At 71.5% G+C, this 15630-nt stretch carries 12 protein-coding genes; 7 read left to right on the top strand and 5 right to left on the bottom strand.

What is annotated here, in order from left to right; all coding sequences use genetic code 11:
• Positions 1-11: 11 nt before the first annotated feature.
• From mtrB to hpf, 4 genes are all read left to right on the top strand, one after another.
• The gene (gene mtrB / locus PSH03_RS30165) at positions 12-1769 is read left to right on the top strand and encodes an MtrAB system histidine kinase MtrB (protein WP_210784506.1); all 1758 of its coding nucleotides are present in this window, start codon (positions 12-14) and stop codon (positions 1767-1769) included.
• Positions 1770-1801: 32 nt separating this feature from the next.
• Complete coding sequence (locus PSH03_RS30170) at positions 1802-3580, top strand: LpqB family beta-propeller domain-containing protein (protein WP_210784533.1); 1779 nt, start codon at positions 1802-1804, stop codon at positions 3578-3580.
• Positions 3581-3584: 4 nt separating this feature from the next.
• The gene (locus tag PSH03_RS30175; protein WP_210784507.1) at positions 3585-4292 is read left to right on the top strand and encodes a ComF family protein; all 708 of its coding nucleotides are present in this window, start codon (positions 3585-3587) and stop codon (positions 4290-4292) included.
• 245 nt (positions 4293-4537) lie between these two features.
• Positions 4538-5173 (top strand): ribosome hibernation-promoting factor, HPF/YfiA family, encoded by a 636-nt coding sequence (hpf, locus tag PSH03_RS30180; protein WP_210784508.1) that lies wholly within the window; start codon positions 4538-4540, stop codon positions 5171-5173.
• A 67-nt stretch (positions 5174-5240) separates the two neighbouring features.
• Here hpf and PSH03_RS30185 read toward each other — a convergent pair whose 3' ends face one another.
• Complete coding sequence (locus PSH03_RS30185) at positions 5241-6353, bottom strand: GNAT family N-acetyltransferase (RefSeq protein ID WP_210784509.1); 1113 nt, start codon at positions 6351-6353, stop codon at positions 5241-5243.
• Positions 6350-7501, bottom strand: a complete 1152-nt coding sequence (locus PSH03_RS30190) for a GNAT family N-acetyltransferase (RefSeq protein WP_238691102.1) — start codon at positions 7499-7501, stop codon at positions 6350-6352. Before PSH03_RS30190 ends, PSH03_RS30185 begins: the two co-directional genes overlap by 4 nt.
• Before the next feature lie 168 nt (positions 7502-7669).
• Here PSH03_RS30190 and secA point away from each other — a divergent pair, with 168 nt between their 5' ends.
• Positions 7670-10597, top strand: a complete 2928-nt coding sequence (secA, locus tag PSH03_RS30195; protein ID WP_210784511.1) for a preprotein translocase subunit SecA — start codon at positions 7670-7672, stop codon at positions 10595-10597.
• Positions 10598-10700: 103 nt separating this feature from the next.
• Here the strand turns inward: secA and PSH03_RS30200 are convergent, their stop codons facing one another.
• The gene (locus PSH03_RS30200) at positions 10701-11297 is read right to left on the bottom strand and encodes an Rv3235 family protein (protein WP_238691103.1); all 597 of its coding nucleotides are present in this window, start codon (positions 11295-11297) and stop codon (positions 10701-10703) included.
• Between the two features lie 104 nt (positions 11298-11401).
• On the bottom strand, positions 11402-11629 hold the full coding sequence (locus PSH03_RS30205; RefSeq protein WP_030490852.1) for a helix-turn-helix domain-containing protein: 228 nt from the start codon (positions 11627-11629) through the stop codon (positions 11402-11404).
• A 215-nt stretch (positions 11630-11844) separates the two neighbouring features.
• Between PSH03_RS30205 and PSH03_RS30210 the strand changes: the two genes are divergently transcribed.
• Positions 11845-12354: a DUF6912 family protein gene (locus PSH03_RS30210; RefSeq protein ID WP_210784513.1), complete on the top strand. Its 510-nt coding sequence runs from the start codon at positions 11845-11847 to the stop codon at positions 12352-12354.
• 81 nt (positions 12355-12435) lie between these two features.
• Here the strand turns inward: PSH03_RS30210 and PSH03_RS30215 are convergent, their stop codons facing one another.
• Entirely contained in the window at positions 12436-13569 is a 1134-nt protein-coding gene (locus tag PSH03_RS30215; protein WP_238691104.1) for a hypothetical protein, read from the bottom strand.
• 291 nt (positions 13570-13860) lie between these two features.
• On the opposite strand from PSH03_RS30215, the gene pruA reads away from it, so the two are divergent.
• The gene (gene pruA / locus PSH03_RS30220; protein ID WP_238691105.1) at positions 13861-15489 is read left to right on the top strand and encodes an L-glutamate gamma-semialdehyde dehydrogenase; all 1629 of its coding nucleotides are present in this window, start codon (positions 13861-13863) and stop codon (positions 15487-15489) included.
• Positions 15490-15630: the final 141 nt, after the last annotated feature.

Genomic DNA, 15630 nt, shown 5'->3' on the forward strand with positions numbered 1-15630 from the left:
CTGGTCGCACTGTGTCGACCTCGCCGCCCCCACCCTCCCCGAGTACGGCTGCCCGCCGGCCCAGCGCCGGCGGGGAGCTCTGGCGTGCGGTGAGCGGTCGGGTCGCTCGTGCGGTTGGTCGGGCACACCAGACCTGGCGCCGGTCGCTCCAGGTCCGGGTCGTGACCATCACGCTGGTCGCGTCCAGCCTGCTGGTCGGCGGGTTCGCGTTCCTGATCGCTGACAAGATCACCACCATCCTGCTCGACAGCGCTCGCAGCGACGTCCGGCAGCGGGTGACCAGCGGCGCCAGCTACGCGGCCAAGCAGGTCTCCTTCTACGGGCAGCCGCAGGAAGCGCAGCTCCAGGAGACCATCGACGGCACTGTCAACTACCTGGCCGGCGGCGACCCTCAGCAGACCAGCGGGGTGGTGGTGGCGATCACCGCCGACGACTATCCCAACGACATCCAGACGCGCACCTCCCCGTCGGCGAACGTGCAGTCGCTGATCAGCCCCGAGCTGCGGGCCGCGATCGCCGACGGCAAGGTGGCCAGTCAGATCCGCACCGGGCGACTCACCGGCGAGACCACCAAATACCTGGTCTACGGCTCGCCGGTGCCCACCCGCTTCGGCCAGATCGAGCTCTACTATCTGGTCCCGTTGGGCCGGCAGGACGTCACAGCCGCCGACGCCCGCGCGACAGTGGTGGCCACCGGCGTCGCCCTGGTGATCCTGCTCGGGTTGCTCGCGGCGCTGGTCACCCGGCTGGTGGTAAACCCGGTCCGGGTCGCCGCACGAACCGCCCAGCGGCTCTCCGCGGGCCTGCTCGACCAGCGGATGGTGGTCAACGGCGAGGACGACCTGGCCCTGCTCGCCGCGTCGTTCAACCAGATGGCCACCAACCTGCAACGGCAGATCCTGCGCCTGGAGGAGATGTCCCGGTTGCAGCGCCGCTTCACCTCGGACGTCTCCCACGAGCTGCGTACCCCGCTGACCACTGTCCGGATGGCCGCCGACCTGATCTTCGCCGAGCGCGACGAGTTCGACCCGGCGGTCGCCCGCAGCGCCGAGCTGCTCCAGGCCGAGTTGGACCGATTCGAGGAACTGCTCACCGACCTGCTGGAGATCAGTCGGTTCGACGCGGGCTTCGCCATGCTGGATTCCGAGCCGACCGACCTGGTGCCGGTGGTGCACCGGGTGGTCGACCGGCTGGCTGGCCTGGCCGAGCGGGTGGGCGTACCGATCGAACTCGACCTGCCGGGCACGCCGGTCATCGCCGAGGTCGACCCGCGCCGGGTCGAGCGGGTGTTGCGCAACCTGGTCGGCAACGCCGTCGAGCACGGTGAGGCCCGCCCGGTGCTGATCACCCTCGGCATCGACGAGACCGCCGTGGCGATCACCGTCCGCGACCACGGTGTGGGGCTGAAGGTGGGCGAGGAGAAGCTGGTGTTCAACCGGTTCTGGCGGGCGGACCCGTCCCGGGCCCGGCAGACCGGGGGCACCGGGCTGGGCCTGTCGATCAGCCTGGAGGACGCACGGCTGCACGGCGGCTGGCTGGAAGCGTGGGGTGCTCCCGGGCAGGGCGCGCAGTTCCGGCTCACCCTGCCGGCCCGTGCGGGCGATCGGCTGACCACCTCACCGCTGCGGCTGGTGCCGGCCGACGCCGCCCTGCCGTTCGGCGGCCCCCGCGACGGTGGACCACTGGCCATCGGCCCCGGCACCGGCGGGGCACTGGCGATCGGCCCGGCTCCGGCCGGAGACGGGCAGCGGACGGAGGTGCGCTCGTGAGACGGCCGACTCTGCTCGGGACCCTCGGCGTGATGGTGCTGCTGGGCGCCGGCTGTGGCATCCCGGCGGCATCCGACGTGCGGGTGGACGGCAAGGGCGGCGCCGCGACCGAGGCCGGTGTGATCAGTCGGGGCAGCGAGCCACCGACGCGGACGGCCAGCGGCAGCGTCAACGAGACGTTCGTCCGCAACTTCCTGTCCGCCGCCGCCGGCGAGCCGGATCGGGCGTACGAGCGGGTCAAGGCGTTCATCGCCCCGGAGGACAAGACCCGTCTACAGGACAAGAAGGGCAGCGAGGTCGCGCTGAACGTGGTCCGGCTGCGCGAGGCGGTCTACACCCTCAACAGCGACTCGACCACGACCGTGAAGATCGCCGTGCAGCAGATCGGGGTGCTGCGGACCGACGGCACCCTGGCTCCACCCGTGGCGACCGAGACGGAGTACGAGTTCGGCCTGCGTAGCGCGTCCTTCAACGGCGGCGTCAACGATGACCGGGCCGGCCTCTACATCATCAACCCGCCCAACGTGCTGCTGCTCAGCGACACCGCCCTTCGGGAGTTTTACCAGGACGAGACGATCTACTTCTGGAGTTCGGACCGCAGCCGCCTGGTGCCCGACCAGCGCTACCGGCCGCAGGCGGTGCCGGTCGAGCGGCAGGTCAACGAGGTGGTGAAGTGGCTGGTCGGCGGCCCCTCCGACTGGTTGCGGCCGGGAGTCGTCGGGCTGCCGGACCGCACCGAGCTGATCAACAACGCCACCGGCGGCAACGGTCGGTGGGAGGTCAACCTGGACATGTCCGGTGACGACCAGAGCGGGATCGATCAGTTGATCACGCAGATCGCCTGGTCGTTGGGCGACCTCACCGGTCAGCTGGAGCTGAAGATCCGCAACAACGCGCAGCCCGTGGTGGACCTGGGCGAGCGCCGAGACTCCCAGGTGCTGTATCCGTACGCCGCCAGCCCGCAGCGGTTCGGCGTGTACGACGGCGCGATCCACCCACTCGACTTCGAAGGCGAGCCCAGCGGCACGGTGCCGTTGACACCCGAGGCCAACCGTAACGTCGTTTCCGCCAGCCTCGGGCTGGCCAAGGACCGCCGGATCCTCGCCGCCATGATGGTCACCGGCAGCAGCAAGAACCGGTACCGACTCGCCGTGGGCACGGGCGCCGACCCGGTCTCCGTGATCAGCCGCAGCGACACCGAATACTCCTCGATCGGCCGACCGGTCTGGCTGCGTACTGTCGACAACCGCCCCAGCCGCGGCCTGGTGGTGGCCGACGGGCAGCTCTACCGGTTCGACGAGGCGGCCCGGATGTATCCGGTGCCGCTCAACCTGCCCTCCGCCGCGGTCACCGCGGTGGCCGCCGCGCTGGACGGCCAGCGGGTGGCGCTGATCGCCGGCGGCCGTCTCTACGTCGCCGCGGTCAACCTCGACGGCGGTGGGGCCTCCATCGGCCCGCCCCGAGAGCTGGTCACCTCGCTGACCAACCCGACGGCTGTCGACTGGGGCAGGGAGGACCAGCTGGTGGTGGCGGGGTCGGTCGGCCAGCCGGCGATCTACGAGATCAGTGTCGACGGCGCCCTGGAGACGCCGCTGCGGACCGACCTCGGCGCCAAGGTCACCCACCTGACCGCGTACCCGACCAACCGCGGTGTGCGGGCGCCCAGCGGGGCGTACATGTACGAGGCGAACGGGGTGGCCTACCGCAGCAGCCCGTTCGAACGGATCGAGCCCGGCCGGGTACGCGACATCGCCCCGGTGCCGACCGGTGTCCGGCCGAGCAACCCGTCGGCGCCGTTCTTCCTCTACTGACACGGTGAGCGGGCTCTGGGCGGACCTCGCCGACCTGGTGCTGCCCGCCGACTGCGCCGGTTGTCGGGAGCGCCGACCCGGCCTGCGGCACGGGGTCTGCCCCGCCTGCGTCGTGGCGCTGGGTGCACTACGGCCACTGGCGGTCCGCCCCACCCCCGCCCCGCCGGGCCTGCCGTCCTGCGTCGCCCTCGGCCCGTACGCAGGTCCGCTGCGCGAGGCCCTGCTGGCGTACAAGGAACACGGCCGGCACGGGCTTGCTCGCCCGCTCGGCGCGCTGCTCGCCGAGGTCGTCGCGGCGGCCGTCGGTGGGGCCCGTCCGCTGGCGTTGGTTCCGGTCCCGGACACCGCGGCGGCGGCCCGGTCCCGCTACGGCGACCACCTCGACCGGCTGGCCCGGCACTGCGCGGCCCGGCTCAACCGGAGCGGCTGGGTGGTGCGGGTGCACCGTCCGTTGCGGGCGTCGCCCCGGCCCGACTCGGTCACCCTGGACAGCGCCGAGCGTGCGGCGGCGGCCGAGGCGGCATTCCAGCCCCGCTCGACCGGGCCGGTCCGGGGGCGTGCCGGGGGCGCGGCGCCGGTCGTGGTGCTGCTCGACGACATCGTCACCACCGGCGTGACCCTGGCCGCCGCGAGCCGGGTGCTGACCGCGACAGGATGGGCACCGAGTGTCGCGGTGGTGCTCGCGGCGACCGAGAAAAGACACCAGTCGTAACCGACAGTGTTTCCGTTTCACCCGTTGGTGTATGAGCTGCGAAAAATCCTGGGCCGTCTCGGCAACATGGGGTGACTGCCGGGCAAACAGGAGTTAGCGTTTCGCTGTCGGGGGTAGGAGGTCGTTCCCACCACCCTCGGCGGTGAGAGGAGGCGTAGCCGTACCAACCGGTCGACGCCAGCGGGTCTCCCCACGGCGCGCGGCCGGGCAACCGGATCGAAGACCGTCCGAACAAGGGAGGTCACGTGGACATCGTGGTCAAGGGCCGAAACGTCGAAGTGCCGGACCATTACCGGGTACACGTAGCCGAGAAACTCGCGAAGATCGAACGCTACGACCACAAACTCATTCGCGTTGATGTCGAGCTGTTTCACGAGCGCAATCCGCGCCAGGCCGACCACTGCCAGCGGGTGGAGATCACCTGCGTTTCCCGGGGCCCGGTGATTCGGGCCGAAGCCTGCACGAACGACTTCTACAGCGCGCTCGACGCGGCCATCGCGAAGCTCGACACCCGGCTGCGCCGCGCGGCCGACCGCCGCCGCGTACACCGGGGCCGGCACGCGCCGATCTCCGTCGCCGAGGCCACAGCGGGCCTGCCGGTTGCGGACCTGGTGCCCAGCGCGCTGAGCGCGCCGAGCGATGGCGCCCGCGCCGGCACCGCGGTCGCGGAGCGGGTCGAAGAGGAGCAGGACGACCAGCCGTGGCACATCGCCCGGGAGAAGGTGCACCCGGCCGAGCCGATGACCATCGACGACGCGTTGTTCGAGATGGAGCTGGTCGGCCACGACTTCTACCTGTTCCAGGACAAGGAGTCCGGCCGCCCCAGCGTCGTCTACCGGCGCCACGCGTACGACTACGGCATCATTTCCCTCGCCACCTGACCGGTAGCCGATCCGCGTCGACCACGGAGTTGTGGTGGGGAAACGCCCACCACAACTCCATGGTCCGTCAGCGGACGTCGGCGGGGAGCAGCGCGAAGGTCAGGTCGTCCAGGCGGGTGCCGGCCAGCCCGGGCAGCCGGCCGCGCTGAAGGGCCTCGCGCCGAAAACCGACCCGCTCCAGCACCCGGTGCGAGGCGGTGTTGTCCGGCACCGTGCCGGCCGACAGCCGGGCGACACCGGCCGAGCCGAACGCCCAGCCCGCGAGCAACCGGACCGCTCGCGTCGCGTACCCCCGGCCGCGCCACTCCGGCAGCAACGCGTAGCCCACCGACGCCTCGCCGGCGGCCACGTCGGTGTACGACAAGCCGCAACTGCCCACGGGTTGGCCGCTGGCCACGTCCGTGATCAGCAACCTGGCGATCTCGCCGGTCAGCCAGCCGCTCTGCGCTTGACGACAACGCCGCTCCATCGCCTCGCGGGTCGGCGGCACCGGCGGCGCCTGGTTCGCCACCACCTCGGGTCGGCTGTGCAGCCGGTACATCAGCGCCGCGTCGTCCGGACCGAGTGGGCGCAGCGCCACCACCTCGTCGGTGAGCACCCCGCCGGGCAGGTCGGGCAGCAGCCGGGCGGCAGGGCCGGGCGGATCACCGGCGACGCGTACCCAGGCCAGCAGGTCGTGCCGGCCCGCGTCCCGGGACGCACCGGCCGACCGGCGCAGACCCTCGTAGCGGAAGCCGGCGGCCAGCGCGACCCGCTGGCTCGGACCGTTCTCCGGTTCGGTGAGCAGCTCCAGGCGGGCCGCCCCGGCGGCGAACGCGTGCTCGCTCAGTGCGCGGGTCGCCGCGGTGGCCAGCCCGCGACCGCGCGCCGCCGGTCGCATCCAGTAACCGATCTCCAGCTGACCCCGAGCGGGCACCGGGTTGTTCAGCCCCACCGCGCCGAGCAGCCGATCGGTCGCGGGGTCCGCGACGGCGTACGCCGTGCCGCCGCCGGTCCAGGCCGCCGGGGCGCCGACGTCGATCCACCAGCGGGCGTCGGTCTCGGTGTACGGCGTCGGCAGGTTCGACACGAAGCGTTGAGTCAGCGGGTCCGCGCAGCCGTCCACCACGTCGGCGCTGTCCTCCGCGCGAAACGGGCGCAGCCGCACCCCGTGCGCCTCGACGACCGGCCGCGGATTCATCCCAGATCCTTCGCGAGAAGCGCCCCGACCCACACGTCCACCCGCTCGCCCCGGTGCTGCACGCCACCCCGGGCGATTCCCTCGATCAGGAAGCCCGCCTTCTCCGCCGCCCGGCGGGAGGCGGTGTTGCCCACATTCGCCTTCCACTCGATCCGCGCCAGGCCCAACGTGCTGAAGCCCCAGGCGCTGACCGCTACCAGCGCGGCGGGCAGGTAGCCCCGGCCCCGGGCCGCCGGCGCGGTCATGAAGCCGGCGTCGGCCACCAGCGGGTCGGCGGGGGAGAGCCGCAGGTCGAGCGTGCCCGCGTACCTGTCGTCGGAGTCGGCGATCACGAAGCAGGCGGCGTCCCCCCGAGCCCAGGCGTCCCGGCCGTAAGCCTGGTAGCCCTGCGCGTCGGCGCGCTCGTACGGGTCCGGCACTGTCGTCCAGCGGATGCTCTCCGGGTCCCGACAGGTCTGCACCACGGCGTCCAGGTCCTTCTCCTCCATGGGCCGCAGCCGCAGCTCGCCGGCCCCGGTCTCGGCGAACAGAACGGGCTGCGGGCGGCCGAAGACGGCGGCCCGCAGGGCGGCGAGGGTGCCCGGTCCGGCCGGACCGGTCGTCCCGGCGGCAGGCACCTCGCCGGGCAGCAGCGAGCCGATCCAGCCGTCCGCGCTGCCGGGCAGCGCCGGGTTGGCCAGCCGCAACCTGCCGTCGATCCGGAAACCGGCCCGGAGGGCCACCAGCCGCGAGGCGTGGTTGCCCACCTCGGCCTGCCAGACGAGCCGGCGAAGCCCGAGGCTGTCGAACGACCAGCGGGCCACCGCCCGGGTGGCCCGGACCGTCACGCCCCGACCACGCGCCCAGGGCGCCGTCCAGTAGCCGATCTCACCGGTGCCGTCCTTGTCGATCGAGATCAGCCCGCTGGAACCCAGCAGCTCCCCGGTGTCCGGGTCGCAGACCGCGAACGGTGCCCCGGTGCCCTCGGCCCAGGCCTTCCGGCTCATCTCGGTGACAAATCCGCTGGCGTGTTCCGGCCGGTACGGGCGCGGTACGTTGGTCCAACGCTGGATGTCCGGGTCCTGGCAGGCTCGGTGCACGGCCTCGGCGTCCGTCTCCCGCCAGGGCCGCAGCAGCAGGCCGTCCTCGATGATCTCCACGGGCTCCACTCGTGCATCCTGCCGTAGCGTTCGCCGACGGCGTAACCGGATAACGTTTGGAGCGTGCGCAGGACGCGAGTTATGTCGGGTTCGGCGGGGTCGAGCACCGCCACCAGTGACCATCGGGCCGATGGAGCGCCTACGATGGTTCGAGACTGTCTAGGGGAGCGTTGATCCGTGTCGATTCTGGAAAAGGTCCTTAACGCGGGCGAGGGCCGCATGGTGCGACGGCTCAAGGCCATCGCCGCCGCCGTCAGCTCGATCGAGGACGACTACGTCAACCTCACCGACGAGGAACTGGCCGGCATGACCGAACAGTTCCGGGAGCGGCTCGACGAGGGTGAGACCCTCGACGACCTGCTGCCGGAGGCGTTCGCGGTGGCCCGCGAGGCGGCCGCCAGGGTGCTCGGCCAGCGCCCGTACGACGTCCAGGTGATGGGTGGCGCGGCGCTGCACTTCGGCAACATCGCCGAGATGAAGACCGGTGAGGGCAAGACGCTGACCTCGGTCATGGCCGTCTACCTCAACGCGCTCTCCGGCAAGGGCGTCCACGTGATCACGGTCAACGACTACCTCGCCCAGCGTGACGCGGCGTGGATGGGCCGGGTGCACGAGTTCCTCGGGCTGACCGTCGGCGTGGTGCTGCCCAACCGGCCGGCCAGTGAGCACAAGGCCGCCTACGAGTGCGACATCACCTACGGCACCAACAACGAGTTCGGCTTCGACTACCTGCGCGACAACATGGCCTGGTCGAAGGAAGAGTTGGTGCAGCGCGGGCACAACTTCGCGGTGGTCGACGAGGTCGACTCCATCCTGATCGACGAGGCCCGCACCCCGCTGATCATCTCCGGCCCGGCCGAGCACTCCGCCCGCTGGTACGGCGAGTTCGCCGGCGTGGTGGCCCGGCTCCAGCCCGGCACCGACGGCGAGGGCGACTACGAGGTCGACCACTCCAAGCGCACCATCGCGGTGACCGAGCGGGGTGTCGCCAAGGTCGAGGACCGGCTCGGCATCGACAACCTGTACGAGTCGGTGAACACCCCGCTGGTCGGCTACCTCAACAACGCCATCAAGGCCAAGGAGCTCTACAAGCGCGACAAGGACTACATCGTCAGCGACGGTGAGGTCCTGATCGTCGACGAGTTCACCGGTCGCATCCTGCACGGCCGTCGCTACAACGAGGGCATGCACCAGGCGATCGAGGCCAAGGAGGGGGTGGAGATCAAGCAGGAGAACCAGACCCTGGCCACCATCACCCTCCAGAACTACTTCCGCCTCTACGAGAAGCTGTCCGGGATGACCGGTACGGCGCAGACCGAGGCGAGCGAGTTCAACAAGGTCTACAAGGTCGGCGTCGTGACCATCCCGACCCACCGCCCGATGGTTCGCGAGGACCGGCCGGACGTCATCTACAAGACGGAGAAGGCCAAGTTCAACGCCGTCATCGAGGACATCGCCGAGCGGCACCAGATGGGTCAGCCGGTGCTGGTGGGCACCGTCTCGGTGGAAAACTCCGAGATCCTCTCCCAGTTGCTGCGCCGCCGCGGCATCCCGCACAACGTGTTGAACGCCAAGTTCCACGCCCGGGAGGCCGAGATCGTCGCCCAGGCCGGGCGTAAGGGCGCGGTCACCGTGGCGACCAACATGGCCGGCCGCGGCACCGACATCCTGCTCGGCGGCAACCCCGAGTTCCTCGCCGCGAACGAGCTGCGCCAGCGCGGCCTCGACCCGCTGGAGAACGAGGAAGAGTACGCCAAGGCGATGGAGGAGGTCCTTCCCACCTGGAAGCAGGCCTGCGACGCCGAGGCGGAAGAGGTCTCGGCGGCCGGCGGCCTCTACGTGCTCGGCACCGAGCGACACGAGTCCCGGCGGATCGACAACCAGCTGCGTGGTCGCGCCGGCCGGCAGGGCGACCCGGGCGAGTCCCGTTTCTACCTGTCCCTTCAGGACGAGCTGATGCGGCGCTTCCGGGCCGGAGCGGTCGAGGCGGTGATGGAGCGCTTCAACATCCCGGAGGACGTGCCCATCGAGTCGAAGATGGTCACCCGGCAGATCAAGAGCGCCCAGGCCCAGATCGAGGGCCAGAACGCCGAGATCCGCAAGAACGTGCTCAAGTACGACGAGGTGCTCAACAAGCAGCGCCAGGTCGTCTACGCCGAGCGGCTCCGGGTGCTCAACGGTGAAGACCTCTCCGACCAGGTCCGCAACATGATCGACGACACCGTCGAGGCGTACGTGCGGGGCGCCACCTCCGACGGCTACGGCGAAGACTGGGACCTTGAGCAGCTCTGGTCCAGCCTCAAGCAGCTCTACCCGGTCGGCGTGACGATCGAGGAGTTGGAAGAGGAGGCCGGTGGCTCCCGGGCCGGCATGGACGCCGACTTCCTGGTCGCCCGCCTCAAGGAGGACGCCAACGCCGCGTACGACAGGCGTGAGGAGCAGCTCGGCACCGAGGGGGTGCGCCAGCTCGAGCGGATGGTGCTGCTCCAGGTCATCGACCGTAAGTGGCGCGAGCACCTCTACGAGATGGACTACCTCCAGGAGGGCATCAACCTGCGGGCGTACGCCCAGCGCGACCCGGTGGTGGAATACCAGCGCGAGGGCTTCGACATGTTCGCCACCATGATGGACGGCATCAAAGAGGAAACCGTCGGTTTCCTCTACAACGTCGACGTCCAGGTGACGGAACCGGAGCCGGCGGAGGGGGCCGACGAGGTCACCCTGCTCGACAAGCCGGTGGAGATCCGGGCCAAGGGCCTCAACCAGGCGCCGCGGCGGCAGGGCCTGCAATACTCCGCCCCCACCATCGACGGTGAGGCCAGCCCGGGCGCGGTCGCCGTGGAGCAGGCCGAGCAGCAGGCTCCGGCGCTCGGTGTGGGCCGACCGGCTCCGGGTGCTCCGGCGGCACCGGGGCGGAGCGCGCCGTCCGCGCCGCAGCGGCCGGCATCCGGGCTGCGTGGCCCGGCAGTTCCGTCGGCCGCCGCCCGTCGGCCGGCACCGAACCAGGCGGAGGCGAGCAACGGTCCGTCCCGCAACGCGCCGTGCCCGTGTGGCTCGGGCCGCAAGTACAAGCGCTGCCACGGCGCCCCCAACGGCGGCAACTGACAAACAGCAGCTGCACCGACAGCGTCTGACCGACGGGTCCCGGCCGACCAGGCCGGGCCCGTCGTTGTCGTGTGAGCCTCGCCGGCGACCGGGGCAGGTGGGGTCAGAGCACGTGCAGGGCAACGCAGAGCCAGCGGCCCCGGCGATGTTCGAGGCGCAAAGCCATCGCCCAGCTTCGGCCGCCCGCGCCGGTGAGGACGGCTGCCGCCTCCACCGCGGCGTCGCGGGGCTCACAGACCCGCAGGCGTAGCAGCCGGACCAGTGGTCGGCCGCTACGGCGGCGGGACGTCCCGGCCCGGCCGGACGCGCGGGCGAGTTCGGTCAGCAGGTCGCCCGCGCGGGCCGGGTCGAGCAGCGCCCGCACCTGGGCCGGCGAGCGGTAGCCGTTGACCACCTCCAGGCAGGTGCCGACGAAGCGGTGCGCGGCTCGGGTGGTTTCCGGTGCGGTCGACGGCGGCAACGACGCAACCGGGTGGGTGGCGGCGGACCTGCTGGGCACCGGGCGCAGAGCTGCTCGCCGCTCCGGCGGCCGGACCGGGCTGGGACGGGTGGAGGCGAACAGGTCGAGGGCGAGTTGGCCGTCGGTCGGCGCCGGCCAGTACGACCCGTCGGTCTCGTCGGCGTACGGCGGGTCGAAGGGCGGGACGGGGCGCAGCCGAACGGGTGGTCGAGAGGGACCGGGTCGCGCTCCGCTCATCATGGCCCCCTTGATCTTGCGTTTGCCTTCGTTTGCCTCCGACAGTCTCGATTCTGGGCGACAGAACAGTCTCGGTCAATGGCTTCGTGGCGGCTTCCGCCCGTCTGCTACTCGGGATCGCGGTCGACCAGCGGGTTGCTCTGCACCCAGTCTGCCGTTTCGTCATATTTGCGCGCTATGTACTCCTCCAGTCGAGCGCGCTCGACGCGCCACTGGCCGCGCCCGCCGATCTTGATCGCCGGCAGTTCGCCGCTGCGCACCATGTGGTAGACCTGCGAGTCCGACACGTTGAGCTCGGCGGCCACGTCGGAGAGCAGCAGGAACCTCGGCTCCACAGAAACTCCCGGGGTTGATGTCGTTTGGCTCAGTTTGCCACCGACAGCCCTCGCCGCCCAGCACCGCACCTGGTTGGTGGCGGACCGACCACGCGGGACACACCGGCCGGGAACTTCCTCCGGCCGGAGGCGGGGTGTATGACGGTCACGGCGTGCGGCATGATCTGCGCCCGTGCCGGCGGCCGCCGGTGGAGGACGACGCGGGGAGACGACCGGTGACCGACGAGCTTGTCCGGGTGTACGTGCCGGCGACCGTACCGATGCTGGCCCGGCTGCGTGCGGAGGGGCTGGCCGCCGATGAGGCGCACGCCGTGACTCCGGCGCTGCGCGAGTGGTACGCCGAGGGTGACGAGGAGGAGTTGGAGTACGTCGCCTTCACCCGGGCTGCCCAGGACGCCCTGCACCTGCTCCGGGCCGACCCGACCGCTCCCCGCCGCCGCGTCGTCATCTCGGTCGACCTGCCGTCGGCAGCGATCGGGCGTGGCGACGGTGAGTTGGGCTCCAGCACTGTGACGTTGACCGACGCCGTGCCGGTGGGCGCCGTCGCGGCCATCCACGTGGACGGCACGGACGCGGCCGAGCAGGTCGGCGCGGCGGCCGACGTGGTGGCCGAGGCGGCGGCTGGTGACCCGGACGCCCAGTTCACTGTCGACGGCGCCGAGGACCACGAGCTGGAGTGGTACGACGTGACGGAGCTGGACCAGCTGCTAGGCGCGACCGACTGAGCCGGGACGCCGTCCCAGCCGCAGCCGGACACCGGACGCCGGGCACGCCCACCTGGGCCGCACGCCGGCCTCGGTCAGGCGTCAGCGAGCCGGGTCGGCCTTCGCCGGGTCCGCGTCGGTCGTCTTGGCTGTGTCGTCGTCGAACGTCTCGGCCGGGTCCGCGTCGAACGCCTTGGCGTAGCCCGGCTTGTCGTCCGCCGGGTCGACCTGGTCCGCGACGGGGTTCGGGACGTGGGCCGGTTCGTCGTCGTCGCTGTGGGCCGGGCTGAGCGTGCGGCCGAACGCGATGAGCGCGGTCAGCGCCCCCACGAAGAGCACCCAGATGCCGTTGTCCACCCGCGAGGTGCCCAGCGAGGTCTGCGCCACCGCGTCCGCCTCACTGAGCGCGCTGGCAAGGTCGAGCAGCGACCGCCCGCCAACCCTGATGATCACTTCGGCGAGCAGCAGGAGGAGCCCCGGCCCGGCGCCGGCGAGCAGGTACGCCGGCCAGCGCAGCGCCGGGGCCTCGGGATCGCGGCGGACGGCTCGACGCCGTGCCCAGGTCAGGTAGCCGAAGGCCAGTAGCCCGGCGAGCAGCCCGGCGACGAGCGATTCGGTACGGGACACCCACTTGGCCGCGTTGATCAACGATTCCTGGCTGTCGCCGGAGCCGAAGAGGTCGAACAGCGGGTCCCGGGCGCGGCTGAACGCGACCACGAAGATCAGTGTGCCCAGCGCGGCGGTGACCACGGCGCCGATCGCCGGGGCGGTCCGCGCGCCGGCCAGCGCGCCTCCGATGATCGCCGCGGCCGCCGTGGTGCCGGCGATCACGTTGGTGGTGGACGTGTCGAAGTAGGTGAGGTTGATGGCCACCGCGGCAGCGAGCCCGACCAGCATTCCGCCGCCGATCGCCCCGGCGAAACGCAGGGTGGCCCAGTCGCCGTACCGGCGGGCCAGCACGTTGCCACCGGCCAGCGCGACGGCAGCGCCGGCCACCAGCGCGGCCGAGATCACGCCGGGCAGGGCGAACGCGGAGAGGCTGATCGCGGTGACCCCGGCCGCCGCCGAGGTGATGGCCTCCCGGGTGGACCAGAGCATGGCGGCCAGCCAGCCGAGCGCCAGCAGCGCGAGCACTGCGGCGCCGGGGGCGGGCAGCGGCCGACTGCCGGCGCTGGCCGCGTCGACTGCCGGCTCGTCCGACTCAGCGGCCGGGACGCGGCCGGGCTGCTTGGTCATCGTCTCCCCTTCGAGGCGGCAGGTCACCGACCATTCAGGGTACGCGGGCCCGCTGGGCTGCCTGCCGCCCCGGGACAGCGGGACGGATCGAGACCGGTCGGTAAGGGGAGGAGGGGTGGGGCGGTCCTTGGCACAGGGCGGTGGCGGAGGTGGGTCGCGCGGCCCGTCATGGGAGAATCAGGGGAGGTCCCGCCGCTGCTCGGCCTCCCGTGCGGCGTCCGGTGTCCGACCATCCGGTCGGTGCCCGCGGGTCCGGTTTCGCCACTGCTGTCGAGATCGCCAGGAGCCTTGATGGATGCCGTGTTCTCCGTTCCCGAGCCGCGCAACGAGCCGGTTCGCAACTACGAGCCGGGCAGCCCCGACCGGGACCGGCTCCAGCGGCGGCTGACCGAGCTCGCCGCCGAGCGCATCGACCTGCCGATGACCATCGGCGGTGAGCAGCGGATGGCCGGCGGTGACCCGATCAACGTGGTGCAGCCGCACAAGCACGCCCACGTGCTGGGGGTGACCGCGCACGCCACCCACGACGACGCGCGGGCCGCGACCAAGGCGGCCAAGGACGCCGCGCCGATGTGGCGGGCACTGCCCTTCGAGGAGCGCGCCGCGATCTTCCTGCGCGCCGCCGAGCTGCTCGCCGGTCCCTGGCGGGACACGCTCAACGCCGCCACCATGCTCGGTCAGTCGAAGACCGCGATCCAGGCGGAGATCGACGCGGCGTGCGAGTTCATCGACTTCCTGCGGTTCAACGTGCACTTCGCGCGTCGCCTGCTCGAGGAGCAGCCGGCGTCCTCGCCCGGCGTCTGGAACCGCTTCGACCACCGCCCGCTGGAGGGCTTCGTCTACGCGGTCACCCCGTTCAACTTCACCGCCATCGCCGGCAACCTGCCGTCGGCGCCGGCCCTGCTGGGCAACACTGTGGTCTGGAAGCCGGGCCCGACCCAGCAGTTCGCCGCGCACTTCACCATGCGGCTGTTCGAGGCCGCCGGCCTGCCGCCCGGCGTGATCAACATGGTCACCGGCCGGGGCGAGGAGGTCTCGGACGTCGTGCTCGCCGACCCGGATCTGGCCGGCATCCACTTCACCGGTTCGACGAAGGTCTTCCAGCAGTTGTGGCGGACCGTTGGCGACAACATCTCCCGTTACCGGGGCTACCCTCGCCTGGTCGGCGAGACCGGCGGCAAGGACTTCGTCGTCGCGCACACCAGCGCCGACGTGGACGCTCTGCACACCGCGCTGATCCGTGGCGCGTACGAGTACCAGGGCCAGAAGTGCTCGGCGGCGTCGCGGGCGTACGTGCCGCGCTCGATCTGGGAGGGCGGGCTGCGGGACCGGCTGGCCGCCACCGCCGACTCGCTGACCTACGGTGACGTGACCGACTTCGGCAACTTCGGCGGCGCGGTGATCGACGACAAGGCGTTCGCCCGGCACACCGCCGCGCTTGAGTTGATCGCCGGTGACGACAGTTGCCGGGTGCTGGCCGGTGGCACCGCCGACGACTCGGTCGGCTACTTCGTGCGACCGACGCTCTTCGAGTGCGGCGACGCCGCCCACGAGACCTTCACCACCGAGTACTTCGGGCCGATCCTGGGCGTGCACGTGTTCGACGACGCCCGCTTCGACGAGGTCGTCGCGCAGGCGGAGTCGATCGCCCCGTACGCGCTGACCGGCTCGGTGTTCGCCACCGACCGCCGGGTCGTCGAGTCGGTCGGCGAGCGCATGCGGTACGCCGCCGGCAACTTCTACATCAACGACAAGCCGACCGGCGCTGTGGTCGGGCAGCAGCCCTTCGGTGGCGCCCGCGCCAGCGGCACCAACGACAAGGCCGGCTCCTGGCTGAACCTGGTCCGCTGGATCTCCCCGCGGACGATCAAGGAGACCTTCGTGCCGCCGACCGACCACACGTACCCGCACATGGGCTGACCGGCGACGACCCGCCGGCGGCGCGCGTGGGCACCGCCGGCGGGCGCCCGGAATGTGGCGATCCATCGATAGTCCTCAACGGACAGTCTGCCGCCGACAGTGCACTTAGGAAGTCCTGTCGGGTGGCAAACCGGCAAATCC

Source organism: Micromonospora salmantinae, assembly GCF_022230905.1.
Classification (GTDB): domain Bacteria; phylum Actinomycetota; class Actinomycetes; order Mycobacteriales; family Micromonosporaceae; genus Micromonospora; species Micromonospora salmantinae.

Bases quoted from the DNA above. Each gene is read 5' to 3' on its own strand.
- PSH03_RS30170 (WP_210784533.1), top strand. From the start codon at position 1,802: ATGGTGCTGCTGGGCGCCGGCTGTGGCATCCCGGCGGCATCCGACGTG.
- PSH03_RS30185 (WP_210784509.1), bottom strand. From the start codon at position 6,353: ATGAATCCGCGGCCGGTCGTCGAGGCGCACGGGGTGCGGCTGCGCCCG.
- PSH03_RS30200 (WP_238691103.1), bottom strand. From the start codon at position 11,297: ATGATGAGCGGAGCGCGACCCGGTCCCTCTCGACCACCCGTTCGGCTG.
- PSH03_RS30215 (WP_238691104.1), bottom strand. From the start codon at position 13,569: ATGACCAAGCAGCCCGGCCGCGTCCCGGCCGCTGAGTCGGACGAGCCG.
- pruA (WP_238691105.1), top strand. From the start codon at position 13,861: ATGGATGCCGTGTTCTCCGTTCCCGAGCCGCGCAACGAGCCGGTTCGC.